The sequence below is a fragment of the Luteolibacter flavescens genome (genome assembly GCF_025950085.1).
Lineage (GTDB): Bacteria > Verrucomicrobiota > Verrucomicrobiia > Verrucomicrobiales > Akkermansiaceae > Haloferula > Haloferula flavescens.
In genome coordinates this window covers 84,403-108,205 of sequence record NZ_JAPDDS010000017.1, presented here as the reverse complement: position 1 = coordinate 108,205, position 23,803 = coordinate 84,403, and the positions used below count along the sequence as shown (strand labels likewise).

General features: G+C 64.5%; 23 protein-coding genes and 2 tRNA genes. 12 read left to right on the top strand and 13 right to left on the bottom strand.

The features are described 5' to 3' along the window. Nucleotides 1–31: 31 nt before the first annotated feature. The gene (locus OKA04_RS22070; RefSeq protein WP_264503391.1) at nt 32–1,798 is read left to right on the top strand and encodes a M56 family metallopeptidase; all 1,767 of its coding nucleotides are present in this window, start codon (nt 32–34) and stop codon (nt 1,796–1,798) included. Nucleotides 1,799–1,810: 12 nt separating this feature from the next. Here the strand turns inward: OKA04_RS22070 and OKA04_RS22065 are convergent, their stop codons facing one another. Genes OKA04_RS22065 through OKA04_RS22045 form a run of 5 tightly spaced genes read right to left on the bottom strand, consistent with a single transcriptional unit; the run spans nt 1,811 to nt 10,281 of the window. Beyond that, complete coding sequence (locus OKA04_RS22065; protein WP_264503390.1) at nt 1,811–2,524, bottom strand: hypothetical protein; 714 nt, start codon at nt 2,522–2,524, stop codon at nt 1,811–1,813. A gap of 2 nt (nt 2,525–2,526) precedes the next feature. Further along, nucleotides 2,527–6,048 carry a pilus assembly PilX family protein gene (locus OKA04_RS22060; protein WP_264503389.1) on the bottom strand — a complete coding sequence of 1,174 codons (3,522 nt, stop codon included), beginning with the start codon at nt 6,046–6,048 and terminating at the stop codon, nt 2,527–2,529. 51 nt (nt 6,049–6,099) lie between these two features. Further along, nucleotides 6,100–7,641, bottom strand: a complete 1,542-nt coding sequence (locus OKA04_RS22055) for an FAD-dependent oxidoreductase (protein ID WP_264503388.1) — start codon at nt 7,639–7,641, stop codon at nt 6,100–6,102. Nucleotides 7,642–7,669: 28 nt separating this feature from the next. Continuing rightward, nucleotides 7,670–8,473 carry a PEP-CTERM sorting domain-containing protein gene (locus OKA04_RS22050; protein WP_264503387.1) on the bottom strand — a complete coding sequence of 268 codons (804 nt, stop codon included), beginning with the start codon at nt 8,471–8,473 and terminating at the stop codon, nt 7,670–7,672. Between the two features lie 53 nt (nt 8,474–8,526). Further along, nucleotides 8,527–10,281, bottom strand: a complete 1,755-nt coding sequence (locus OKA04_RS22045) for a hypothetical protein (RefSeq protein WP_264503386.1) — start codon at nt 10,279–10,281, stop codon at nt 8,527–8,529. Between the two features lie 266 nt (nt 10,282–10,547). Here OKA04_RS22045 and OKA04_RS22040 point away from each other — a divergent pair, with 266 nt between their 5' ends. Beyond that, entirely contained in the window at nt 10,548–13,769 is a 3,222-nt protein-coding gene (locus OKA04_RS22040; protein ID WP_264503385.1) for an alpha-L-fucosidase, read from the top strand. A gap of 37 nt (nt 13,770–13,806) precedes the next feature. Here OKA04_RS22040 and OKA04_RS22035 read toward each other — a convergent pair. Then, nucleotides 13,807–13,878 (bottom strand) — tRNA-Arg (locus OKA04_RS22035). A gap of 126 nt (nt 13,879–14,004) precedes the next feature. After that, a complete protein-coding gene (locus tag OKA04_RS22030) occupies nt 14,005–14,301 on the bottom strand; it encodes a KH domain-containing protein (RefSeq protein ID WP_264503384.1) in 297 nt (98 codons plus the stop codon). Between the two features lie 109 nt (nt 14,302–14,410). Between OKA04_RS22030 and OKA04_RS22025 the strand changes: the two genes are divergently transcribed. Continuing rightward, nucleotides 14,411–15,388 (top strand): PLP-dependent cysteine synthase family protein, encoded by a 978-nt coding sequence (locus tag OKA04_RS22025; RefSeq protein WP_264503383.1) that lies wholly within the window; start codon nt 14,411–14,413, stop codon nt 15,386–15,388. A gap of 196 nt (nt 15,389–15,584) precedes the next feature. Beyond that, on the top strand, nt 15,585–16,055 hold the full coding sequence (locus OKA04_RS22020; RefSeq protein WP_264503382.1) for an RDD family protein: 471 nt from the start codon (nt 15,585–15,587) through the stop codon (nt 16,053–16,055). Nucleotides 16,056–16,064: 9 nt separating this feature from the next. Here OKA04_RS22020 and OKA04_RS22015 read toward each other — a convergent pair whose 3' ends face one another. Further along, nucleotides 16,065–16,772: a hypothetical protein gene (locus OKA04_RS22015; protein WP_264503381.1), complete on the bottom strand. Its 708-nt coding sequence runs from the start codon at nt 16,770–16,772 to the stop codon at nt 16,065–16,067. Between the two features lie 60 nt (nt 16,773–16,832). Then, nucleotides 16,833–17,255: an OsmC family protein gene (locus tag OKA04_RS22010; RefSeq protein WP_264503380.1), complete on the bottom strand. Its 423-nt coding sequence runs from the start codon at nt 17,253–17,255 to the stop codon at nt 16,833–16,835. Between the two features lie 204 nt (nt 17,256–17,459). Between OKA04_RS22010 and OKA04_RS22005 the strand changes: the two genes are divergently transcribed. Beyond that, the gene (locus OKA04_RS22005; RefSeq protein WP_264503379.1) at nt 17,460–17,864 is read left to right on the top strand and encodes a hypothetical protein; all 405 of its coding nucleotides are present in this window, start codon (nt 17,460–17,462) and stop codon (nt 17,862–17,864) included. 17 nt (nt 17,865–17,881) lie between these two features. After that, nucleotides 17,882–18,343, top strand: a complete 462-nt coding sequence (locus OKA04_RS22000; RefSeq protein ID WP_264503378.1) for a hypothetical protein — start codon at nt 17,882–17,884, stop codon at nt 18,341–18,343. A gap of 16 nt (nt 18,344–18,359) precedes the next feature. Here the strand turns inward: OKA04_RS22000 and OKA04_RS21995 are convergent, their stop codons facing one another. Together OKA04_RS21995 and OKA04_RS21990 are read right to left on the bottom strand one after the other, a co-directional pair. Further along, a complete protein-coding gene (locus tag OKA04_RS21995) occupies nt 18,360–18,824 on the bottom strand; it encodes a hypothetical protein (protein ID WP_264503377.1) in 465 nt (154 codons plus the stop codon). Nucleotides 18,825–18,837: 13 nt separating this feature from the next. Further along, entirely contained in the window at nt 18,838–19,566 is a 729-nt protein-coding gene (locus OKA04_RS21990; RefSeq protein ID WP_264503376.1) for a hypothetical protein, read from the bottom strand. A gap of 129 nt (nt 19,567–19,695) precedes the next feature. Here OKA04_RS21990 and OKA04_RS21985 point away from each other — a divergent pair, with 129 nt between their 5' ends. From OKA04_RS21985 to OKA04_RS21970, 4 genes are all read left to right on the top strand, one after another. Next, on the top strand, nt 19,696–20,088 hold the full coding sequence (locus tag OKA04_RS21985; protein ID WP_264503375.1) for a ribosomal maturation YjgA family protein: 393 nt from the start codon (nt 19,696–19,698) through the stop codon (nt 20,086–20,088). A 142-nt stretch (nt 20,089–20,230) separates the two neighbouring features. Next, nucleotides 20,231–21,148: a nuclease-related domain-containing protein gene (locus OKA04_RS21980; protein WP_264503374.1), complete on the top strand. Its 918-nt coding sequence runs from the start codon at nt 20,231–20,233 to the stop codon at nt 21,146–21,148. Then, nucleotides 21,145–21,789, top strand: coding sequence for a DUF1294 domain-containing protein (locus OKA04_RS21975; RefSeq protein ID WP_264503373.1), 645 nt, complete (start codon nt 21,145–21,147; stop codon nt 21,787–21,789). Before OKA04_RS21980 ends, OKA04_RS21975 begins: the two co-directional genes overlap by 4 nt. Before the next feature lie 184 nt (nt 21,790–21,973). Beyond that, nucleotides 21,974–22,174, top strand: coding sequence for a hypothetical protein (locus OKA04_RS21970; protein WP_264503372.1), 201 nt, complete (start codon nt 21,974–21,976; stop codon nt 22,172–22,174). 60 nt (nt 22,175–22,234) lie between these two features. On the opposite strand, the gene OKA04_RS21965 is transcribed toward OKA04_RS21970, so the two are convergent. Next, a tRNA-Thr gene (locus OKA04_RS21965) sits at nt 22,235–22,309 on the bottom strand. A 123-nt stretch (nt 22,310–22,432) separates the two neighbouring features. Here OKA04_RS21965 and OKA04_RS21960 point away from each other — a divergent pair. After that, on the top strand, nt 22,433–22,858 hold the full coding sequence (locus OKA04_RS21960) for a DUF5069 domain-containing protein (protein WP_264503371.1): 426 nt from the start codon (nt 22,433–22,435) through the stop codon (nt 22,856–22,858). Beyond that, the gene (locus tag OKA04_RS21955) at nt 22,855–23,121 is read left to right on the top strand and encodes a VF530 family protein (RefSeq protein WP_264503370.1); all 267 of its coding nucleotides are present in this window, start codon (nt 22,855–22,857) and stop codon (nt 23,119–23,121) included. The genes OKA04_RS21960 and OKA04_RS21955 overlap by 4 nt, the downstream gene beginning before the upstream one ends. A gap of 17 nt (nt 23,122–23,138) precedes the next feature. On the opposite strand, the gene OKA04_RS21950 is transcribed toward OKA04_RS21955, so the two are convergent. Next, nucleotides 23,139–23,783, bottom strand: a complete 645-nt coding sequence (locus OKA04_RS21950) for an FMN-binding negative transcriptional regulator (RefSeq protein WP_264503369.1) — start codon at nt 23,781–23,783, stop codon at nt 23,139–23,141. Nucleotides 23,784–23,803: the final 20 nt, after the last annotated feature.

Below are 23,803 nucleotides of genomic sequence, written 5' to 3'. Positions count from 1 at the left end.
CGATAGCTGCTTGTCTCGGATCATGGAGGAAATGACCGGGGAGCTTTACCGCTGGCTCCTTGTCGCTTCCCTCCGGTTTTGCCTGGTGCTCCCGCTCGTGCTGGCGCTCGCGTATGTGTCGCGGCGCTCCGCATCCCGCATCGTCTGCGTGTTGTTGGCCGTGGGGCTGCTGGCGGGGCTCGCGGCTCCGGCGTTGCCGATGGTCTTCCGCATCACGATCCCCGCGCTGGCCTCGACGCGTGCTTTCGCACCCGAGGTGCCGGGCGAGTTGCGAGTGTCCGCGGTTTCCTCGATGCCGGTGGCCGGGTCCATCCCGGGGGCAAACCGGGATCCGCTGCCGGGCCTCATCGTGCAGGTCTGGGCGGCCGGGGCATTCCTTTTCCTGCTCTTCCGCGGCGCGCAGTACTGCTCCAGCCTGGTGCGTTTCGCGAAGGCGAAGCCCGTTCATCCGGATCATCCTGCGGCGCGGCTGTTAGAAAAGCTGACGGAGGGAATGCGACGGCGTCCGTGGATGTTTGAAGTGGAGACCCTGCCCGGGCCGGTGGTGCACGGGTTGCTGCACCCGCGGCTGTTGGTTTCCTCGGAATTCCTCGCGCGCGACGAGGCCTCGCAGGAGATGATCCTGCGCCATGAGATGGAGCACCTGCACGGGCACGATGTGCCGCTGCGTGCCGCGCTGGAGCTCGCGGCGATCGTCTTTTGGTTCCACCCGCTCGTCCACCTGCTGCTGCGGCAATACGACCGTGCAGTGGAGATGGCGTGCGATGACGCGGTCATCGCCGGCGGTGTACCTGCCTCGAAATACGGGGAGGTGCTCGTGAACGAGGCGAAAGGAGGCCGCCTGAGCCGCCGCCATCTCCGCGAGGTCCGCAGCCGCCTGCTGGCCGTGCTCCGGTCGGACAAGCGGCGCTCGTTGCCGAATCCTCTGACCGTGGTCTCGCTCGTGCTTGTCTTCCTGCTAGCGCTCGCTCCACTTGCCGTCACCGGCATCACACCGTATCCGAAGCAGCCCGCCTTCCGCCCGCTGACACCGGATCCACGACTCGGCGCGCTGTGGCGCATGCGTGTGGGAAGCGGGGATATCGTGGACGACTGGAGCGGCCACGGTCATCACGGTCGCATCAACGGGGCCTCGTGGGTTACCGATCCCGAGCGCGGGCCGTGCCTGTCCTTTGACGGCGTGAATGACATCCTCATCCTGCCCGCGGCGCTGAGCGACTGGACCACGGGACCTTTGACCGTGGCCATGTGGCTGAAGCTACCTGCGACCGCGGACGGCGGCGGCCTGCTGCTGCGCGGGGACTACAACCAGACTTGGAGCGCGGCCAGTGCCCACATGGGGAATGGAGTCTTCCGGGTCTTCGGAGAGCGTGAGCTGAGCCTGACCGCGCAGCATGGTCCGGATGGCGGGCCATCGAGATCGTCTCCGGGCCTGTATCCCACCTTCGACTCCTTCGGCATCAGTGAGGAGCAGTCGTCCGTCGGGTTGCCGGTGGACAAGTGGGTCCACGTGGCGTTTTCCGTGTTCTTCGACGGGACCTCCATGAGACAGATCCGCTTCTACGTGAATGGCGAGCCGACCGGTGTGCAGGATCAGGATCTCAATACCGCGCCCGCCTTCAATTTCGACTGGCCGTCGGAAAGCTGGTACTTCGGACGGGGCGAGGCCCCGCCCGCCCATGGCAATCACTTCGAGGGACTGCTGTCGGATCTTGCCGTCTTCAATCTCGTTCTAACAGAAGATCAGGTCCGCCGCGTGATGGGCGGCGACTTCAGCCTGCCGCCCGCGGGCCAGTAAGGGCAGGGCCCTTCACGGGGTGGCGGCGAGCCACGGCGGGAGGTCCGGATAGCACTTCACTACCGGTTGCTTGAATTTCGGATCGATCAGCGTGATCACGATTTCCCGTCGCGTATCGCTGGCCTTCCAGCTCGCCGAGTAGCCCTTGAACCACTTGTCGCCCGCGCTGGCGAAGTCCACCACCACGGGATACATGTTGTAGTCGTCCTTCTTCGCCGCCTGCGGGAAGATCATCTGCTTCGAAGGCGGCACGGGCGGGGATGCCTTGCCCGCGATGGTGAAGCGCACGGGCACGGGCGCGAGATTGATGGACCGGATGTGCCCCGGCTTGAAGCTGTCCGTGTCGTCGTCAAAGGCCATCACCTCGTAGGGCTTCGCGCCGCCGGACTTCGCGGGCAGGAAGAGGAAGAACTGCCGGGATGAGCTGGCGAGCGCGACCTTGGCCATGACGGCCGGCTTGCCATCCGCTCCCGGTGCCCCGGTGAAAACCGCTTCCTTGCCCGTGAAGTTTCCCACGATTTCCGGGGAGAGGGAGCCCGTGTAGAGCGGCACCTCCACGGCATCGGCACCCGACTTCGCCGCGGGCAGATGCACGCTCGTGACGCCTGCGGTCTGCTCCAGGCACAGGGTGCGGAAGCGCACGGTGCGTGCCTCCTGGGCATGCAGCGCGGACGAGGGGAGGACGCATGCGGCGAGCGCGAGCAGGGGAATCGTGTGGATTTTCATGATCAAACTTCCTCGGGGTGAAGCCAGCGGAATGCCAAGGTCTCGAAGCGTCTGCCAAAGGTGACGTTGGCTTCCTTGGTCGCGATGATTTCAGGCGACTCCGAGGGGTCCACGTAGTCGGGCAGACGCTGCAGGGTGGCCTCGCACCACGCGCGGGCGAGCACCTTGCCCTGCGGATCGCGAGCCTCGCCATAGGCGCGGATGCGGAAGGTATCCGACCGCACGGTGGCGAAGGACCCGATGGCGGAGAGCACGTCGCCTTGGCTGATCGCGCCGGGAGAACCCGCCGCGGTGTTGCTGCCCTCGAGCGCCTTCGGATTCCTCCATCCGTATTTCGTGACCTCGGCGGGATCGATGGGCATCGCATTCGGCACCATCACCTCATTGATGCCGCTGGCGTCGATGGCCGCCTGCATGGCACCGGCCTTTCCGGTGTCATCCTCCGCCAGGCGGCGGTTCACGAAGTCGGACATGGAGAGGAAGGGGCCGCGCTGGCGGACCTGCTTCACCATCTCCTTCGCCAGCGAGCGGACTTCCTCAGGAGTCAGCTTGCGGTAGCTGTTCCACAGTTGGTCGCGGCCCACCACGCCTCCGTCGAGGCCCGTGCTCGGGCGGCGGGTGCGCAGCAGCGGGACGGAGTCGCCGGTGCTTTCCAGCATACCGGTGGCAAGCGGGACCGGGGAGTCCGCCATCGCGGAGAGCACGGAGACCCAGGCGGCCTCCGAGGTGCTGTTCACATTGAAGCCGCCGCGGGTGAGCAGATACATCGCGGACTTCTGGCCGCCCGCCTCGATGGCCGTGGTCGCGACATCGTCCGGCAGCGAGCCGGTGGGGACGATCGCCATGTTCCGGACATTGGGCAGCGTGCCCTCGCCATTGAAGAAGCTTTTCGCCAGCTCCGTCTGGGTCTTCGCGGAGCTGCCGGCGTAGGCGGGGCCCTGCAGCGTGGCGATGGTCGAGAACCAGTAGCGGTCCCAGAGTTGGTCATTCGACAGCCACGAGTGGTCGAGGATGGTGCGGTTCGTCGCGACGGCGAAGCGCGGGGACTTCGCGGGCAGTGCCGGATGCGCGCGGGATTCACCGGTGGCGTAGGTGAAGTAAGGTGCCGCAGCCATCGTGCCCACGTTCGCGTGGCGGAGCTGGGCCAGCGATTGCAGCGGGGCCATCGGGATCTCGAAGAAGGTCGCGGCGGTGGTGCCGCGGGTCGCTCCGTGGCCGCCGAAGAAGTAGCCCTTCTCACCCTCGGACTCGATCACGGCATTGCCACCGCGCACGGGTGTGAGGATGAACTCATAGGGATTCGTCCCCTGGCTGGCCGTGCTGATGAATTCGCAGGTCGCCATCTGCGGGGCGGCACCGGTATCCGCCGCGGGTCGCGAGCGGGTGAAGGCCTCCTGCGTGGTCTTTCCGCTAAGGCTGAAGACCGCGAAGGGCCGCGCCTTGCTGTAGTCGCGGATCTTGGTACTATTGGACTCGTAGATCGAGGACGCGGTGATCGGGGCTTCCACCCCGGGCTTCGGATAGCTCTCGGGGAAACTGCGTGCCTCGGTGAAGCGCGGCGAGGTCCCTTCCTCCAGCACGGTCTTCAGCTTGCCCTCGTTCTGGAAATAGACCTGCGTGGTGCCGTAGTCCACGGGCGCCGTGCCATTCTTCAGCCGCAGCGTCATGGCGAACTTGTTGTTCGGCGAACTCGGCTGGGTCTTCGGACCATACTTCACCATGATCGACTCGCCGGGCTTCACGGGCAGCACGCCCTCGGCGGTGCGGGCCTTGTGCCACTCGGCGCGCGTCGTCACCAGCGGCGCGAGCCAGTCGAGGTCGTAGCCGATGCCGTCATTCGGCCCGGTGATCATGCCGGGCATGATGCGGTTGCCGAGCTGGGTGCGGTCGTTCCGCCAGTCGAACATGTCCACGCCGTCCTGCGCACCGCCGGCATTTTCCTGCGCCCAGGTCCACTCGGGAGGGAAGGGCTTGCCGAAGATGCGCGTCTCGCCCGCACCCATCACCACTTCCTTCGCGGCCTTCAGGTCGCCGGTCAGCGTGACCTTGAAGACCTTTTTCGCACCGCCCGACTCGTTGCCGGTGTAGAGCGAGTTGAAGGGCTTCATCTCGTTCGTCGCGGCCTGGCCATTCACGAAGAACTGGAAGCCCATCGGCAGGTCCGCGAATTCCACCTCCATCTCCGTGAAGCGCAGAGGCACGTTGTAGGGATTGTGCAGCGTGATCACCGGCAGGTACATGAGATGGATCATGTAGGGGTAGCCGGCCTGGAGCAGCGCGGTGGTGCGGCTGGAGTGCACGTCCCGCGCCACGATGCTGAAGACGATGTCCACCTTGGCCACCGTGGGCATCAGGATGGACTGGCGGACGGTGGAGAGATTCGGCTCGATGCGGACGTCCTTGATGGTGGTGTCGCTCGATTGGGCGAGGCGGTAGGTCGTGGGGACGAAGGCCTTCATCCCGTCCTTCGGATTGTCCTTCGCCACCGCCTTCTGATAGAGGCGGTAGTAGTGCTGGTAGGCCGCCCACATCGGGTCGGAGTTGTTCGTGCCAGTGGCCGGGACCGCCGAGTTCGAGTAGAGGCGCCGGGTCGCATACTCGGTCGGCAGGGTGGCACCGTCGAAGATAACGCTCAGGTCGGTCTTCAGCCCGCCATTCGCCACGTCCGCTTGCACGGAATTCGATGCGACGCTGAAGTCATGGAAGTAGCGGCCGAAGACTTCCTTGTCGCCGCCCGCGAGATTCACCTCGGCGGTGCTCACCAGCTTCGGGAGCTTTTCCAGCAGGTTCTCGCGCGCATCGTCGAGGAAGGCGAGTCCATCCAGGCTGCCGGCCTTGTTCCGCGCGGGCGAGCCCATGCGGGAGACGGCATCGGCGACGGAGTCCTTCGGGTCTTCCGCGGGAGCGAGGTCGATGCGGCCCTTCACTCCCTCGTCGAGCGTGGCCCAGGCGAGCGCGCCGGTGGTGGACTTGCCATTCTCCGCGGCGACCGGAACCACGGGGGCCATGATCTCGTTCGTCGTCTCATCCGTGGTGAGGGCGGTGGATGAAACCGAGCCGCCGCCGAGGCTGCCCGCGCCGACCATCACCTGCTCCTCGTCGGAGGTCGGCACGCTGGCGATGTCATCGGTCTTCCCCGGCGTGGGAGTGGAGATCAGGTATTCGGTGAAGCGCTCGGCCTTCTCCTTCGCGTAGTCGGGATTCTCCTGGGGCGGGCGCCAGGACTTCCAGACGCCGGTCACGCCGCGGGGATTCTTCACGTTGGTGATCGTCGCGGGCGCGGTGATGCGCTGGTCCGGGCCGGCCTGCTTCTGGAGCTGGGCGATGGCGAGCGAGAGCGCGACGCGGGCATTGCTGCGTGCGAGTCGCAGCGCCTCCTCCTGGGTGGAAGATCGCATCGAGATCGATGACAGGCCGAGCAGGCCGACGGCGAGGACCGTGAGCAGGACCATCAGCATGATCGAGATGACCAAGGCGAAGCCGCGCTCGCGAAGTCCGGCGCGTGATAGTGTTCGTTTCTTCATTTCGCTGGTTCGTGACGATGGGGAAGTGGGATGGGCCGCAGCCCGGGCTTTTCAGAAGACCTTTGCTGCCTTGGGCGAAGGGGATGCGGGCTGGGTGCCGCGGACGCGTGCCCAGCCGGATGGCTCGGCCAGCCGCTGCCGCACCTCGCGCATGCCGAGGCCGCCCGCGGCGATCTTGCGGAAGGCCGCCTTTCGCTCGGACCATGCGGCAAGCTCCGCTGGGCTAGATGTGTGGGTGACCTCGCAGGGCGCACGCAGGCCTGTTAGAAGCGCCAGATAGCTATCGAGACCGAAGGGGTCCTGCGCGCCGAGCAGCGAGGCACCGATGCCGGACGCGCCATTCTCGCGATAGAAATCCACCAGCTCCGCCGCGCTGCCGAGATCCGTCTCGCGGCGGCAGCGCAGCCAGAAATCCGTCTCAAGCCGGTCATTGAAGCGGTAGTGGATGGCGAGGAAATCGCGGATCGTTTCCCACAGCGTGCGGTTCATGCGGCAGTAGTGGGCACGCATCGTCGGCGGCGGCTTGCAGCCGGAGTCGATGAGCCCGTCGGTGAGCCAGCGCGCCTGCAGGCAGATCACCATGAGGGCGGTGGCCTCAAGCGGCTCGACGAACCCCGCTGCATTGCCGATGGCGACCACGTTGTGAGCCCACGGATTCCGGTAATGGCCGGAGCGGAATTTCACGATCTTCGGATTCTTCGCCAGCGGCGCCACCTGCGAGTATTGCGCCACGGCCTCGTCATCGGAGAGATGATCCGAGCAGAAGACATAGCCGCGATGGATGCGCTCCGGGTGATCGATGCGCCATGCCCACCCGGCGGGCATGGTCTCAGAAAGCGTGTAGGGAAGGATGGTCTCGTCGCCGCGATCCCAGCCGCCGGCCACCGCGCGATCGCAGAAGAGCTGGCCGGAGAATGACGTGAAGGATTCACCGAGCGCGCCGCCTAACAGCAGCGAGCCGAAGCCCGACGAATCCACATAGAGATCCGCGGAGGTGCGCGTGCCATCCTTGAAGACCAGCTCGGCGATTCCTCCTTCGGCATCACGCACGGCCTCGGCCAACTCGGCATCGCGGAAGGTGACACCCTCGCGCTGGCAAGCGGACTCGAGCCACGCGACGAAGGAGCGGTTCTCCAGATGCCAGGCGATCTGCGTGCCCATCGGCGGCAGCTCCGGGTAGCGGTCGGCGCGGCGCGGTGCGGCCTTGCCAGCCTCCATCAGCGCGGAGGCGAGGTCGGTGCCAACGGGCTCCTCCGTGGCGTAGAAGCCATTCGTCTTTGGCAGCTCCGGCCAGCGCCAGGCGAACTGGCGGCCGGTGAAAGTGTAGTCGAAGTGATCCCGGCGGCCCCAGGCGAAGCGCACGCCCAGCTTGAATACCGGATCGAGCGCCGCCTGTGTTTCCCGCTCGGGGATGCCCAGATAGCCATTCAGGTGCGCAGGTACGTTGGGCGTAGTACCCTCGCCCACGCCGATGACGCCGATCCGCGAGCTCGCGACGACCTCCACCTGCAGCGCGGGTAGCTTGCGCTTCAGGGTGAGGGCGGCTAGCAGCCCGGCGCTGCCACCGCCAAGCACGAGCACGGACCGGATCATGGACGTGGACATGAGGGGTGAGGGCGGGTCAGTCGTTTCTCCGGCGACGGAAAAGCAGCATGCCACCTGCCGCGGCGAGCAGCGCTGCGGAGGGCTCCGGCACTTGCTCGATGATGATGCCCGCGAGGCTGCCGCGGGCACCGCCCGCACCGATGAGGCCGTCGATGGTCAGCGTGCTGCCGCTCAGGTTCGTGGCCAGCGCGTAGTTCCCGGTCTGCACCCCGGCGATCGCGCGGGTCCACGTGCCATTGGCCGAGGTGGACTCCATGCTGGCAAAGGCCGTCGCGGTCGTCGCCGAGGCCCCGCCGAAGATCCACGTGCTGCCATTCAGCAGGAAGTCCTGCGAGGTGTAGGTCGTGTTCGTTCCCGCATCCGAGGCGAGGATCAGATACACGTTATACAGGCTGTAGGAAATGTTCGAGAGGGTGACGAAGACTCCTGGATTCGCCCCGCCCTGGTCGCCGTCATCGAGGTAGCCGAGCACGATGCGCTGGTCCTGCGTGGTGCCGCCGCCATCGCCGAACCACGTTTCCTTCGAGGTCCATGAGATGGACATGCCGGTGTTCGCGCCGGTGTTGTCCACGAGGTTCGTCTCGGTGCCCGTCGCCACACCGCCGGTGGTGGTGACGTAGGAGTCATTCCAGATGGAGGAGCCGAGCGGGCCCTTCGGAGTGGTGGTGTCGAGCGACTGCGAGGGATTCGAGTTGGTCTCGCTGAAGTTGTAGGCCACCGACGCGGCGTCGGCAGCGGGAGTGCCGGCGAGCCATGCGCCCGCGGCAAGCGCGGCGAGGCAGAGTCTGTCGGTCCGGAGGGAGCGGAATACGGGGGTCATTTCAGGTTTGCGGTTTTATTGGTTCGGGGAGGCGATGGGACAGAGGGGTGGGATCAGTTTTCACTGACGCGGAAGAAGCGCTTCGTGCCTGCGGGGCGGGGGAAGGTGTAGCTCGTGGACAGGCCGGTCGCGGGGATGGGCGAGGCATTCACGTTTTGCCAGGAGCCCGCCGTGAGGGTGTCCGAGTATTCGACGTCGTAGGTCATGCCCGCCTCGGAGATCCAGGTGAGGGTGATCTGGGTGGGGCTGAAGGTGGACGACGTGAGCGCCAGCGTGCTGAGGTCCACCTCGCGCAGGATGATGGCGGTGATCGCCGGATCGACCGGGTTGATGTCACCGGGCACGACACTGATGATCTGCGTGGCCTCGGCGCTGGCGGTGAAGGTGCCGATGGCGTAGCCCGGGCCGGAGCGCGCAAGGTTTCCGGTGAAGTGACCGACGCCGTCGCCGATCTTTTGCGTGCGGGTGGAGATGCCCGCGCGGCGGTCGGCTCCGGCAATGACCTGCACCTGGTAGGTAGCGCCGGGAGTCAGGCCGGTGAGCATGTACTGCCAGGCGATGCCTTCGCTCGCCGCGTGGTTGTTCAGCAGATTGTCCAGCGAGGCGTTGCCCGTGGTGTCGCCGTTGGCAGTGAAGAAGGTCCCGGTATTCCCGCTGACACTCGCGAAGTTGATCGTGGTGCTGCCGATCGTGACGTCCACGCCTGCCGAGCCGAAGACCCATGCCTGCGCGAGCGTGCCGGTCATGGAAATCGCTGCGTCCGAGGTGAGTTCGCCCTCGGTGGTCCAGGTGATGGTGCTCGTGCCCGGGCGGATGTGCGGGTCCAGCGGGGCGGTGTCCTCGCCATCGGGCGAGCCGTCGCCATCGGTGTCCGCCACCAGCGGGTTCGTGCCGTAGGCCTCGCTGAGCTCCACTCCGTCATCCAGGCCGTCGAAGTCGGTGTCCGGATTTTGCGGGTTCAGCCCGAGCTGGAATTCCCGGATGTTCGTGACGCCGTCGCCGTCCGCGTCTTCCTGGCTGTCGTCATAGCCGACGATGAGGTTGTTGTTGATCTCCCAACTGTCGATCATCCCGTCATTGTCGGTGTCGGTATTGTCCTCGATGATGATCGCGGCGAGGCTCGCACGGTTGCCGTTGTTGACACCCGGCTCGCCGTCGATGGTCAGCGTGCCGGAAGTCAGGTTGCTGATCTTCCAGTAGTTCCCGGTCTGGGTGCCCGGGATGATCTTCACCCAAGCACCGTTCGCGGAACTGGCCTCCATGCTGGCAAAGGCGGTCGCCGTGGCCGGTGCGCTGCCGCCCAGCGCCCAGGTGGTGCCATTGATCAGGAAGTCCTTGGTGGTGTAGGTCGTATTCGACCCGGCATCGGACGCGAGGATCCCGTAAACATTGTAGTTCTCGTAGGGGATATTCGTCACCGTCACGGTCACGCCGTCATCCCCGTCGTCCAGGTAGCCGAGCACGATGCGCTGGTCCTGGGTGTTATAGACGCCGTCGCCGTACCAGGTGTTTTTCGAGGTCCACGAGATCGAGGCTCCGGTCGCGCCGCCGCTGCCGTCCACCAGTCCGTCCTCCGTGCCAGTGGCCACGTTGCCGGTGGTCACGACGTAGGAGTCGTTCCACACGAGACTGCCGAGTGGTCCCTTCGGCGTGGTGGTATCCAGCGTCTGGGTGGTGTTGGTGCTGGTCTCCGAGAAATTGTAGGAGATCGACTCGCCGTTGCTTTGGAAGGTCAGGGCTGCCGCGAGCAGGGCGGCTCTCGTCACGATCAGGCGGCGGCTGGAATGGGTCGGGGTGGCTACGGTCATGAGTCGGATTTGGCTCGGGATTCGTTCTGGCGCGGAGGAGGCGTCGGCCGATTTTATGAACAAAAATGTGAGAGATCGTTCAGGAGGGGTAGTTCAAGGCAGGGGTCCCGTGGAGGAGGATTGGTGACACTTGCTGCATTGTGATGAATCGCTGGCTATCTGGCACAATCCCTGTTTACCCTCGCAAACGAATGCACACTTTTGTGCTTTTATGGAAAGCGGCTTCCATGCCACCCGTAAAGCGAATTCAGTACCACCTGCCCGAAATGAACGGATTTCTCCGCCACCTGACTCCGCTGGGCGTCATGCTTCCCCTCCTCTCAAGTGCATCCACCATCAACTGGGGGACGGCCTTCAATATCGGCAATGATCCGGCGACCGTGCTCGCGGACTTTGATTCCTCAAGGAATGGCGGGCGATCCTCGACCGGCGTGACGGCCATCGTCTCGGCGGTGAACTACGGCTACCCCGGAGTGAGCGTGAATGGCGTGAGCTTCTCCTCCGCCGCGGGGGACACGGACTACTGGAGTGGCAGCGGCCTGAATGCACAGATCGATGCACTGCTTTCCGGGCACACGGCATTCGGCGAGCCATGGGGCGTCCAGACGAAAACCTTCACCCTCACCGGCCTCATCCCCGGACGACCGTACCAGATCCAGATCATCGGCGCGCACGACAATCGCACCAGTTCCTCGATCAACCGCCGCGAGTATGAGCTGGCGCGCGGGACGCTCTTCAGCGGCGGCACGCTGCCCGTGCTGACGCGTGGTGCCGCCGCTGTGGGCGGCTTCGGCACGGTGGTGGGCACTTTCGTGGCGGATGCGGACACGCAGTCGATCTCGATCCGCAGCAATCAGCAGGACGGCAATCTCTCCGACGACCCCGATCCCGCAATCTCCGGCTACGTGCTCATCGGGGACTTCGCCGACGCGAATGGCGATGGCGAGCCGGACGGCTGGCCGCCGGTGGTGGAACCCATCGAGTACGCAAATGTGCAGCAGATCATGCCCTCGGACAATGCGGCGCGCGTGGCGGAAAAGGCTGCGAAGCTGCTGCCGCGCGCCAACCAGGTGGCGTGGCAACGGCTGGAGACGACCTTCTTCATCCACTTCGGCCCGAATACCTTCAGCGGCGTGGAATGGGGCACCGGCAAGGAGAGTCCGGCGATCTTCAATCCCACGGCGCTGAATGCGGCGCAATGGGTGAATGAAATCGCGGATGCGGGCGGGAAGCTCGCGATCCTGGTGGTGAAGCACCACGACGGCTTTTGCATGTGGCCGAGCCGCTACACCGCTCACGACGTGGCCTCGTCGCCATGGCGCGGCGGGCAGGGGGACGTGCTGCGCGAGGTGGCGGATGCCTGCGAGGCGCGCGGCGTGAAGCTGGGCGTGTATCTCTCGCCCGCGGACCTTTTCCAGATCGAGTCGGCCGCCGGATACTACGGTGACAATAGTAGTTCCGTGCCATCGGTGATCCCCACCGCGCCGGCTTCCTTCACATCCTCACCCACGACCGGCCGCACTCCCGTGGACGGCCACGGCCCGTGGACCTACACGGTGGACTCCTACAACCGCTACTTCCTGAACCAGCTCTACGAACTTCTCACGGAATACGGACCGATCTCCGAGGTGTGGTTCGACGGGGCCAATCCCAAGCCCGGCACCAGCCAGGGCTACCAGCATGCCGCGTGGTATGACCTGATCCGGAAGCTGCAGCCCGAGGCGGTGATCTTTGGAAAGGGGCCCGACGTCCGCTGGGTGGGGAATGAAGACGGCACCGCGCGCGAGACGGAGTGGAGCACGCTGCCCATCTCCGCCCATCCGGACAGCTTCAATTGGCCGGACATGACCGCCACCGACCTGGGCAGCCGCAGCAAGCTCTCGTCGGGCTCCTACCTCTGGTGGTATCCCGCCGAGGCCGACGTGCCGATCCTCAACGGCTGGTTCTGGAATGCCTCGAAGACGCCGAAATCCGCCACCGAACTCATCGACATCCACTACCGCAGCGTGGGGCGGAATGCGAACCTGCTGCTGAATCTCTCCCCGGACAATCGCGGCCTGGTGCCGGATAACCAGCTCACGCCGCTGCGCTCGATGGCGCAGGTGATCCGCAATACCTTTTCTACCGATCTTGCCAGCGGCGGCACGGTGACGGCGACCGGCACGAATGCGGCCAGCATTCTCGACAGTGACCTCGATTCCTATTGGGAATCCCCGGCAGGCACCGGCGCGCAGGAAATCATCATCGACCTGCCTGCCGCGAAGAGCATCGACGTGGTCAGCCTGCAGGAGCCAATCGCCGTGCGCGGCCAGCGCATCGAAGGCTTCGCGGTCGACACGTGGACCGGCACCGCCTGGATCCAGCGGGCGACCGGCACCACCGTGGGTCACAAGCGTCTGGTGCGCTTCACCTCCGCGGTGAATACCACGCGGGTGCGCATCCGCATCACCACGTGTCGACTGAATCCCTCGCTGGCGGAAGTGTCCCTGCACAAGCAGGCCGTGGCCACCGCCGCGCCGCTCATTTCCGCGCGGAATGCATCCGGTTCCGTGACCCTCACCCACGCGTCGGGTCGGCCGATCCGCTACACGCTGGATGGCAGCACGCCGCTGCTGGATTCCCCGCTCTACTCCGGCCCTGTGCCGCTGCCGCTGGGCGGTGTGATCAAGGCCATCGCCGTCGGCACCGACGGGCTCCCCAGCTTGGAAGCGTCCGCGAATTTCCCCGGGCTCGCCTCGGTCGGCTGGACGGCCACGGCGGACAGCCAGGAGACCTCTGGCGCAGCATCGTCGGCGATCGACGGAAATGCGACCACGTCATGGACCTCCACCGCCACGGCGCTGCCGCACTGGCACCGCGTGGACATGGGCGACGCCCGCTGGATCAGTGGCTTCACCTACCTGCCTCCCTCCGGCGGCGGGGCGGGCACGGTGCTCGGCTATCGTTTCGAGACCAGCGACGATGGCGTCGAGTGGACGGTGCGGTCCGAGGGCGACTTCGGCAACATTACGAACAACCCCGTGCAGCAGGAAGTCCGCTTCCCTGAGCTGAAGACCCGCTGGTTCCGTTTCACCGCCCTCACCACCACCACCGGTACGAATGTGGTCCGAGCGGCGGAAATCTCAGTGATCCCCGCGGGCTTCGACGCCTGGAAGCGCGACCGCGGCCTGCAATCGCTGCTGCCGGAGGACGAGATCGATGGCGCACCAGCGCTCGCCGCCTACTTCCTCGGAGAATCCGGCGGCACCCGCTTCCTCGGTCGAAATGCAGAGGGCATCGAGCTCGAACTCATCACCCGCCGCAGCACCACCGACGTCGGCTTCGACATCGAGGTCAGCGACGACCTCTTCGTCTGGGACGACGCCACCGGCGAAGTGATGCTCTCCAGCGAAGACCTCGGCCTCGACTACCGCATGACCCGCTGGTCCTTGCCCGAACCCATGGTGAAGACCAAATTCTTCGCCCGCGTCTCCTACGCGCTCAAGTGAAGCGCAGCCTCGGCTAATAAAGATAGAGGAAGAGAAGTAGTCCCGACAGGAATCGAACCTGTACCTACGGCTTCGGAGGCCATCGTCCTATCCATTGGACTACGGGACCGTTCTTGGGAAACGCGGTGAGGCGTCTCGCGCGGCGGGCGGGAAGGTAGCGGGCCGCGGCGGGGCTTGGCAAGGAGAACCTCCGGCTACCCGGGCATCGGAGACGTTCCTCGCCGGGGCGGGGACTTCAGTGGCGCGGGTCGCGGGCCTGCATTTCCGCCTCCTCCTCGTGGGAGTGGATCTGCAGGCTGACATTCACGTCCTCGCGCTCGGAGATGGACTTGATGACGCCGCGGATGGCGGAGGCGCTGAATCCGTTCCGCCCGATGAGGAGGGCGACGTCGGATTGCCGGAGCACGAGCTTGAAGCGCAGGCGCTTCGGCCCGAGCTCGGTGACCTTGAGCTGGGCTTCGGCGGGGAACTCGATGAATTGCACGGCGACGTACTGGAGGAAGTTCCGGATCTGGTCTGTCACCACTTGCATGCTGCAATGATGCCGCGAACCTGCGTCAGGGCAAGATTGGATCGTCGTTAGATTGTCGCCCGCGTGGCCGTGCTTGAGTCGGTGGGGGCGGTCAGGATAGCTGTCGCACATGGCACTTGCATCCGTTTCGCGCTCGGTACCGTCCGGCGGTCGCTTCATCCGGCAGATCCCGCCGACGCCGCTGGTCCCGGTGACGCTGGAGGCGGAGCTGGGGCCGGTGTGGTGCAAGCTGGAATTCATGAATCCCAGCGGCTCGACGAAAGACCGCATCGCCCGCCACATCCTGGAAAAAGCGTGGCGCCGCGGCGCGCTGCGCGAGGGGGACACGGTGGTGGAGGCGTCGAGCGGGTCCACGAGCATCGCGCTGGCACTGGCGTGCGCGCAGATGGGTCTGAGATTCGTGGCCTTCATCCCGAATACGGCGACGCAGGAGCGCGGGCTGATGATCCGGGCCTACGGCGGCGAGGTCCGCCGGGTGGAGGGCGGCATGATGGCGGTGCTGGAGGCGGCGGAAGCGGCGGCGCTGGAGCACGGGTGGTTCGCCGCCCGGCAATTCGAGAATCCCGACAATGCCGAGGCGCACCGGATCTTCACAGGGCCCGAAATTCTCTCCCAGATGGAATGCGGCTGCGTGGATGCCGTGGTGAGCGGCGTCGGTACCGGCGGGACGCTGCGGGGGCTGTGGGAGGCCTTCGATGACGCGGGCTGCCAGGCACGGGCGTATGCGGCGATCCCGACCGAGGGCCGGGCCTTTGGAGACAATGCCGAGTGTTGCAGTCTGGCCTTCAGCAAGGAGGTGCCGGGCGTGGCGCAGGGGCTCTCTGCACTCTACAGCGATTGGCAGGGCGGGCCGCGCGGGGGAGTTATTGAGGAGCTGGTGATCCAGGAGGAGCTTTGCCTGGAGCTGACGCAGCGGCTGTGGGCGCTCGGCTTCCCGGCAGGGCCGAGCTCCGGGCTGAATTACGCGGCGGCGCTGGAGGCGAAGCGGCGGCTGGGTCCCGGTGCCCGGGTGATCACGGTTTTCCCGGACCGGATGGAGCGCTATTTCTCGCACCGGGTTTTTTCCGGGCTGCGTGAAGATTTGTGAGAGCTTGTCCCTCGACCGGGCGCGGTTTTCTGCTAGATTGGTTAGATCCATGGAAAACACACCCGACAAGTCGCCGTCGTCCGGTACTCCTCCGCCCCCCGACCTGACGCCTCCGCCGCCATCGATGCCGCCCCCGCCGGACATCCCGCCGCCACCTCCGCCAGCATCCGCCCCGCCGGTCAGTGCCGCGCCTCCGGTGGATACCTACGTGCCGCCGGTCAAATCGGACGAGGAAGAGGAGGAAGTGGACATCGCTGGAGCAGAGCCAGGAGCGAGCGCACCCTTTGAGACCCGGGTCATCGCCGCGATCATCGACTGCTTCATCGCGGGCCTTGTTTATGCCATCATCGGGATGATCAGTGGCGCTGTCGGTTGGCTGCTCATGTTGGCTTATATGCTGACAAAAGATGCTCTGCCCTTCCTGGATGGCCACAGCCTGGGCAAGCGGATCATGAAAATCCGCGCCGTGACGCTGGACGGCAAGGGGCTGTCCGGAGACTGGCAGAGCAGCATCGTGCGAAATCTCCCGATGATCATCCCATTCTTCGGATTGGTAGAGCTCTACATTCTCTTCACCCGGAAGGGTCAGGCTCCACCACTGCGCCGCCTCGGCGACGAGTGGGCGAAGACCAAAGTCGTGGCTGTGAAGGAACCGTCCGCGATCTGATAAGGACAATCACGGGTCCAGCCGCGCGAAGACACCCTTCGCCGCGGCTGGCTTGATCTTCTGATTCCTCGCATAGGCCAGGCCCGCGGCATCGCGCAAGCTGCCGCGGGCTTTTCCTTGCAACCACGGCTCCAGGGCATCGTGGAGGATGAAGGAACCGGGATACATGAGCTGGGTGGTCAGCACCACGGGCCGCACGCCCGCATCCTCCAGTCGCTGGCGGAAATAGCGGTCGCTGATGCAGCAGAGGACGATCGCGTCCGTCTTGCCCTTCGCCTTCTGCTCCGGGGCTGGGATCGCCACATCCATCAGTACGTTGTGGCCGATGAAGGTGACGAGGTCGTTCTGGCCGGAGAGCATGGCCTTCTCGCAGGCCTCGTAGCACTCCTTCAGCTTCGAGCCGCGCCACGCCTCCGCCACCAGCACGGCGTCTCCGGAGACATGGCGGAAGGTCAGTCGCTCGAGGATGCGGTCATCGCCCGTGGCGGTGTCGGTCTTCTCCAGCTTCCAGCGCTTGCTCGCCTTGAAGTGGGACTTCAGGCCATCGCTGCATCCCCAGTAGAGATTGTCCGCGGGCTTGTCCCCGTCGCCGATCTTCGCGCCCACCTTCACGATGCCCTGCGTGGCATTGTCACAGAGGCCGACGAAGACCGCGATGCGCTTCTCGGCGGCGGCGAGCGGCAGGATGAAAAAGGAAAGGACCAGCGCGCGGATCATCCCATGGAGACGATCCGCCCGGGTCCTTTCTGTCGAGTTCTTACGGCGTGGGACGGGCGCTCAGCCCAGCTTCGCATCCATGGTGATCTCGGCATTGAGCACCTTGGAGACGGGGCAGCCAGCCTTCGCCTTCGCCGCCAGATCCTGGAAAGTGGCGTCATCGATGCCCGGGATGCTGGCGACCACGTCGAGGTGGCTGGTCGTGATGGCGAAGCCGCCGTCCTGCTGCTCCAGCGAAATCGTGGCGGTGGTGGAAATTTTCTCCGGCGTGAATCCCGCCATGCCGAGGATCATGGAAAACGCCATCGAGAAACAGCCCGCATGAGCCGCGCCGATGAGTTCCTCCGGATTCGTGCCCTGCTCGCCCTCGAAGCGGGTCTTGAAGGAGTATGGCTTGGCGACGAGCGCGCCGGAGCCGGTGCTGAGATTGCCGGATCCTTCCTTGAGGGAGCCCTGCCATTGCGCGGATGCTTTCTGTTTCATGGTCGTAGTGGGGTTGGGAAAATCGACTGCCCGCGTGACCGGCCAATCGCACATGAGAAGAGCACGCGATCGCCCATCCGCAAGGAGCATTCCCGTCCCGGGGAAGACAGGGCGGGAGATGACGGGAGCAGACGATTTGTTCTCTTCTAGGCTGGCCTGCTCTCTGGTATCTTCGTCCCAACCTGAGGAAAGCGCCCTGAATTCATGTCAAAGCGAGTCATCTTCACCTGCGTCGTCCTGTTCATATTCGGGCTCCAAGGTTCCTACGAGACCTTGAATGCCTTTTTGCTGGGGAAGTTGTATTTCAATGTCGGTGCGCTCTTTCTACCCGTCTCGATCCTCCTGTTCCTTGGCATCCGCTGGTCGCGAGCGTTGGCGACGGCGGTTTTCACAATCGGTTATTTGTTCCTCTTGGCTGTGGCGTTTTTCTCCCGCACCTGGCGCGTGTTCTCACCTGCCGAGCTTCCGGTCTCCAATCCGGATTCGTTCATGATCCTCATCGTGATGATCATGGGCTCCGTGCTCGCCCTGCTGCATTGGATGCTCTTTTCCCCGGCCTTCGAAGATCATCTCGGGCTGTCGGATGAGAAGCCAGGGGAGCCGACGTGATGGATCTATCCCGCAACATGTCCGATCCGCGCGGAAATTCCGAGCTACCCAGCGAAGCCGATTTCGATCCGTGGGGCTGCCTCGACGCCAAGCATGCGTGGCGGGAATTCGGCGGGCTTTCCATCGAGCAGGCCTTCGCCAAGTTCATCGCCAATCCGCTGAACCGGCAGGAGGACTTCGCGTCCATGGGCCCGGAGGCATTCGAGTTCTACTTCCCCGTGCTGGACCGCTATCTCCGGGAATATCGAATCGGCTGCGGCCCAGGGTATCTGGACGAATCCTATGCTGCCATCATCGCCGCAGGCATTTCGACACAGGTTCAGTTGCCAGGGTTTGGCCCGCGGCGTCATTTGCGCGAAAGCATTGGCAGCCTCGCTGTCCACGTCCGCAGTCATCTCCATCAACTCACCATGGATGAGGCTGAAAAGCGCCGGATAGACGACCGCTGGCAGGCTCTCCAAGCGCATCTCCGGCGCTGATTGATCGCGTGACGCGTCAGCCTTTCTTCCTGGTCGCCACTCGCTGCCAGATCCACCACGAATAGTGATACTCGCGCTCCTCCACGGTGAAAATGTCCCCGCATGCCATGCATTCGCACCTGGACCGCGTGGTGTATTCCTCCGGGACCACGATGAATTCCAGCAACCTCACCCGGCCGGCTTCAGCCTCCCGCTCCGGATTGTAGAGATCCTCTGTCAGGTAGGCCGCGCACAGGCACCGATCCGTCATGGCCAGGCGGATGCGCTTCAAAGCGGTCTCGACGTGCGTGCGGTTGGCTCGCAGGGCACCGTCGAACTCCATCTCCGGCAGCCGCTTCTGAAGCCGCCCTCCCACCTCCGCCAGTGCCCGGAGAACTGCGCGATCCCATTCGTGCCGGATGGCATGCGCCGCCTCCAGCACCACTCCCGGATCGGGCGAATCGAGCGCCCGGGCGAGTTCGTTTTCCCTGGCATCGTCCATCGGATCCGGTGGCTCAGTGCCTCGCCCGATATCTCGAGTAGAGCTGCGCTTGTGCGCGGATAGCCTCCTGGCGGATGCCGAAGCGCTTGGCGATCGAGTCCACGCGCCGGTGAAGCGATCCGTGAGATGATGTCTCCTTGTTCGGCTCCGTCAGCACCCAGCCGAGGAAGGCATCCAGCCGGAAGCCCGCGGCCATCGCATAGCGAGCCCCGGCGATGTCCGCCTTCAGCTCGACCTCCGGATTCGTCTCGGAGTGAACGCCGAGTTGCTCGGTGAGGTGGGCGAATTCATGGCCGAAGAGGAAGGCCCAGGTATTCGCGGGGAGCTTCTGCGCCGCCAGCGGATGGATGGTGATGGTGCAGTCCGCCAGCGTACCACGGATGCGGACCAGCGGCCCGGGATTCTCCCCGTGGCGCAGCTTCCAGTTGATCTTGCGGCCGGAGGCCCTCGCCACCTCGCCCGCGATTGCCTGGAGCTCGGCGAAATTTGCGGCCGGACGATATCGCGGGTCGGGCCGTGCCTGCATGCCGCGGCGGATCGGTTCGGCCCTCTTTGGCTGGGCAGCGCGGGGCGGCGTGGTCTGGCGTGTCCCGTGATGTGGTGCATTCCACGTGGTGCCGGGCTTCCCGGGCGGGCCCGGTTCCCGCGCGACAACCGGCCAGGTCATCGACGCCACCAGCACGACGCCCATGGCTAGCCGGGCGAGCCGCTGCCGGGTTTGCTCGAGGGAATGTATCGTCATCACCGGCCAGCAATAGAGCCCGGAAATCCGGGGGCGAAAGTGAAATGGTCAGGCGTCATCGTGAGCAATGGTCTCCATGATGAAACGATTTCGATTCCGCGTTATTCATGCATCTGGGAAGATTCCGCCGTGCAGAGGAGCCGGCTGGCATATGCAGGGGCGATCGCGGTGGTCATAGCCGTCGGGCTATTCACGCGCTCGTCGTTCGCCCCGTTCATCCTCCCGCACTTCATCCGCACCTACGCGGGCGATGTCCTGTGGGCCACCATGGTCTTCCTCGGCCTCGGCTTTCTCTTCCCGCGGGCAAGCACGGTGGCGCTCGGTTTCTCGGCTCTCGGCATTTCCTTCGCGGTGGAATTCAGCCAGCTCATCGACGTGGACTGGCTCAATCGCATCCGCGCCACCCGCCTGGGGGCCCTCGTCCTCGGCCGCGGCTGGGTCGCCACGGATCTGATCTGCTACACGGTCGGGGTGGGGATTGGGGTGGCGGGGGAGTCGGCCTTCACATGGCGGCGACGCTGATACACCACAGCGCCACGTATGGCTGAAACCAATGGTTGCAGTCAAGATGCGAGGGTTGCGTCGTTACAGGGGCGTCTGATAGATAGGGTGAAAAGTTAATGAAATCGACGGGCGAAAACGAGATTCGGGAAGGGTTCGGGCAATGATCTATGTGAGGATTTTGGTAGGAGGTTTTCTCATCGTCGGAGCGTTCGCCCTCTTCTGGTATGGCTTGCGAAGGATGGTGGCCGAGGAAAAGAGACGCAGTAGATCCCCCTTCAAAGAGAAGATGCTCAGGCCTCCGGGGGAAAGCCTGCGGCTGAAGATCGACGACCTTCGTGAGAGACTGCACGAGCAAGTGATTTTGCTGAGTTTCGCCATGATGTTTCCAGGGCTGATGGTCTTCATCGCGACTGGCAGCAATTGGATCGAAAATCTGATTGTGTGGGCCGTCGTTATCTCGATCGGTGCGTTGGCGGGAATGCTTCTCTGGAAGAAAATCTGCAAGAATCGGAAACTATTACGGCAGTATCGGCTTGGATTCGAGGGAGAACGCTACGTTGCGGAAAAGCTTGCAGGGCTCTCTCCGCATGGGTTTCGGGTCTATCACGATTTCCTCTTCGATATGAAAGCGGGAGGGAAACAAACCGACTTCAACATCGATCACATCGTGGTGGGGCCTACCGGCGTGTTCGCCATCGAGACGAAGACCTACCGGCAGCCCAATGGAGAGCTGAGGGACGGAAACGTCAGCCACAGGGTCAGATCCGAGGCTGATGCCCTCGTTCTTCCGAATGGCCGAAAAATGAGGAAGCCTCTGAACCAGGTAAGGAGTGCCGCCGAAGATCTTTCGAAGTGGATCACTGGATCGGCTGTACGGAAGGTGCCCGTATTCCCAGTCTTGGCGATGCCCGGCTGGTTCACCGACGAAACCACGATTGCCGACATGCTCGTCCTGAATCCGCAGCGTTTGGTGAAACGCCTGTCAGAGTTCAACCTGCACCCAAGGCTGAGCGCCGAAGAAGTGCAGAGGATAGGTGATCGCATCGAGCATCAGTGCCGCAACGTTGACATCTTATGAACGGATCACCCTCAAATCAGGCCTCCACCTCCGGTGGTGGCGAGCTGACCGGCAAGCTTGTCCAGTGGGATGATGCGAAGGGCTTCGGTTGGGTGGAGCATGAGGGGAAGCAGGCCTTTGCACACATCAAGGAATTCACCACCCGCCAGCGTCGCCCAAGGAAGGGCGATGAGGTGATCTACCGCCTCGGCATGGACGCGCAGGGCCGGGCTTGCGCGAAAGGCATCTCGCTGAAGGTGACGGGCGGGCGGATTGGCGTTGGCGCGTGGATCCTGCTCGGCGTGCTGCTGGTGCTGCCGCTTTTCTCCAGCGAGTATCTGCCGGTTCCGAAATGGGTGGTGCCCGCATGGCTCATCGTGGCCTCAGCAATCGCATGGCATCTCTACCGCAGTGACAAGGACAGGGCCGGGCAGAATCAATGGCGCATCCCGGAAGCCGAGCTCCATCTGATCTCGCTGCTTGGCGGCTGGCCCGGTGCCTTCCTCGCGCAGCGGAGACTGCGCCACAAGACGCGGAAGCCTTGGTTCCAGTTCATCTTCATCCTCACCATCGCGCTCCATCAGGTCGCCGCGGTCGAGGTCATCCTCGGTGGTGCCTTCTCCCGCCGGATTTGGATGGAGATCAGCGAGGCAATCCGGTGACTTCGCCGGCAGAGCCGGTGCCGCTCAAGGATGGTTCCCGGGTCTCCTGACAATGCGATCTCCTCCGGGGCGTCACGATCCATGCCCGCGCGGACGGGGGGGCCGCGGATTGACGGATTCATGTCTTCTCTCGCTCCGCGGAGATGAATTGCCATATCCCATCCGGCATGATAACGGGCAACCGATGAAATTCCTCCCCTTGCTCGTTCTGGCGCTGGCCAGTTGCTCCGCACCGCTCGCCCGCGTATCCGCGCCCGTGTCCTCCTGCTGCGACTACTCGAATGCGAAGTGCTCTCCCACCGGCACCTGCACGGCCTGCAAGAATTGTAAGAACTGCGGCCACTGCAAGGCAGGCGGCACCTGCAGCGTCTGCAAGAAACCCTGAGGGCTTCATTCGCCCGGTGAGCGCTTCCCACTTGGGTGGTTCGGGGAAAAAGGTCGCGAGTGGAGCCGATGAAGGGAATTGAACCCCCGACCTGATCATTACGAATGACCTGCTCTACCCCTGAGCTACATCGGCGTTACCTCGCGGAACGGGCGGGAATGAACCAGACTCGGGGCGGTCCGGCAAGCGGATTTCCTGCGGTCGTCCCGCCCGTGTCATGACGATTGCGCGGCGGCGCGATCCTGCGAGTATCCGGGTGTGCCCAGATTTCCCCGCAGCGCCTACGATGAGACCGGCGGATTGGTCTATTTCCCCCGCATGTGCGACAAGATCCGCCTGCATGGCGCCGGGGAGCTCGGAAAGGATTACCACGGCTATCTGGGCAAGGGCTTCGATGGCCGGCTCTGCGGATTCCTCCGCGTGGACTACGAGGCGGTGAAGGCCCGGGTGCTCGGTGGCGCGAGCGACGAGGAGACGCTGGCTTGGTGCCTGGAAAACGGCCGGGGACTGGAAGCCATCGACTACCTCGTGTGGAATGGCTTCGCTCGGAAGCGCGGCTGGCGGGATGAGGATGGTGGCTCGGAATTCTTCGGGAAAGCCAAGGCTGACGGGGGATTCGGCGCGCACGACGATCTCATGACGATGTTCGACTTCTACGAATACGACGAGGGCCGAAAGCCATGAGCGAGGAGGAGCAAAAACCCGAGACCGCACCGCGCGAGCACCCGCGCGATCCTCTCCACGGCGTGACGCTGGAGACCATCGTCCGCACGCTGCAGGAGCGCTACGGCTGGGAGGAAATGGGTCGCCGCATCCGCGTCCGGTGCTTTCTGGAAAACCCCAGCATCAAATCCAGCCTCACCTTCCTGCGGAAGACACCGTGGGCACGCGAGAAGGTGGAAGGCTGGTACTTGTGGGACCTGCGCCGGGCGAAGCAGGGCGGCTGAATGTCCTGCCGCGGGGCTCAATCCTTGTCCCCGGGCCATGCTTTTTCAATCGCGTCTGCCATGGCGGACTCGCCGCGCTGGCAGAGCGAGTTCACGACGCCGTCCTTGTCCCGCCGGTCGCGGTTCTGGCTGAGTTTCGAAATCCCGGTCATCCCGGAGATGGTGATTTCCACCCCCACGATCTCTTCCAGCAATCCGGCGACGTAGCCGGGTTCGGCGTCGCCCAACGACCAGGGCTTTTCCTCTTGGACGCGGGTCTCATTCGCGTGCGTCAGGAGGGCCACGGAGGCGCGCAGCGACTTCGGATCTGTGATGAAGCGGATGGTTCCGCGGACGTGGACCACCTGGTAATTCCATGTCGGCACCATGCGGTGCGTCTCGTGCTTGCTGGGATACCAGTTCGGCGAGATGTAGGCCTGCGTGCCGTGGAAGATCACCAGCACTTCGCCGCCCTCCGCGACCTGCTGCCAGATGGGGTTCTTCCTCGCCACGTGGGAGTGCAGCGTTCCGTTCCCGTCGCCGCTCCTCCGCAGCACGAAGGGAATGTGGACGGCATCCGGACCGGAAGGCGTGTGATAGGTGACCGTGCCGAGCGGGTGCTCCCGGATGATCCTTTCAATCTCCTCCGGACGCGACTCTTCGAAATGGGGCGGGATGTACATAAGCCACGACAAACGCACCC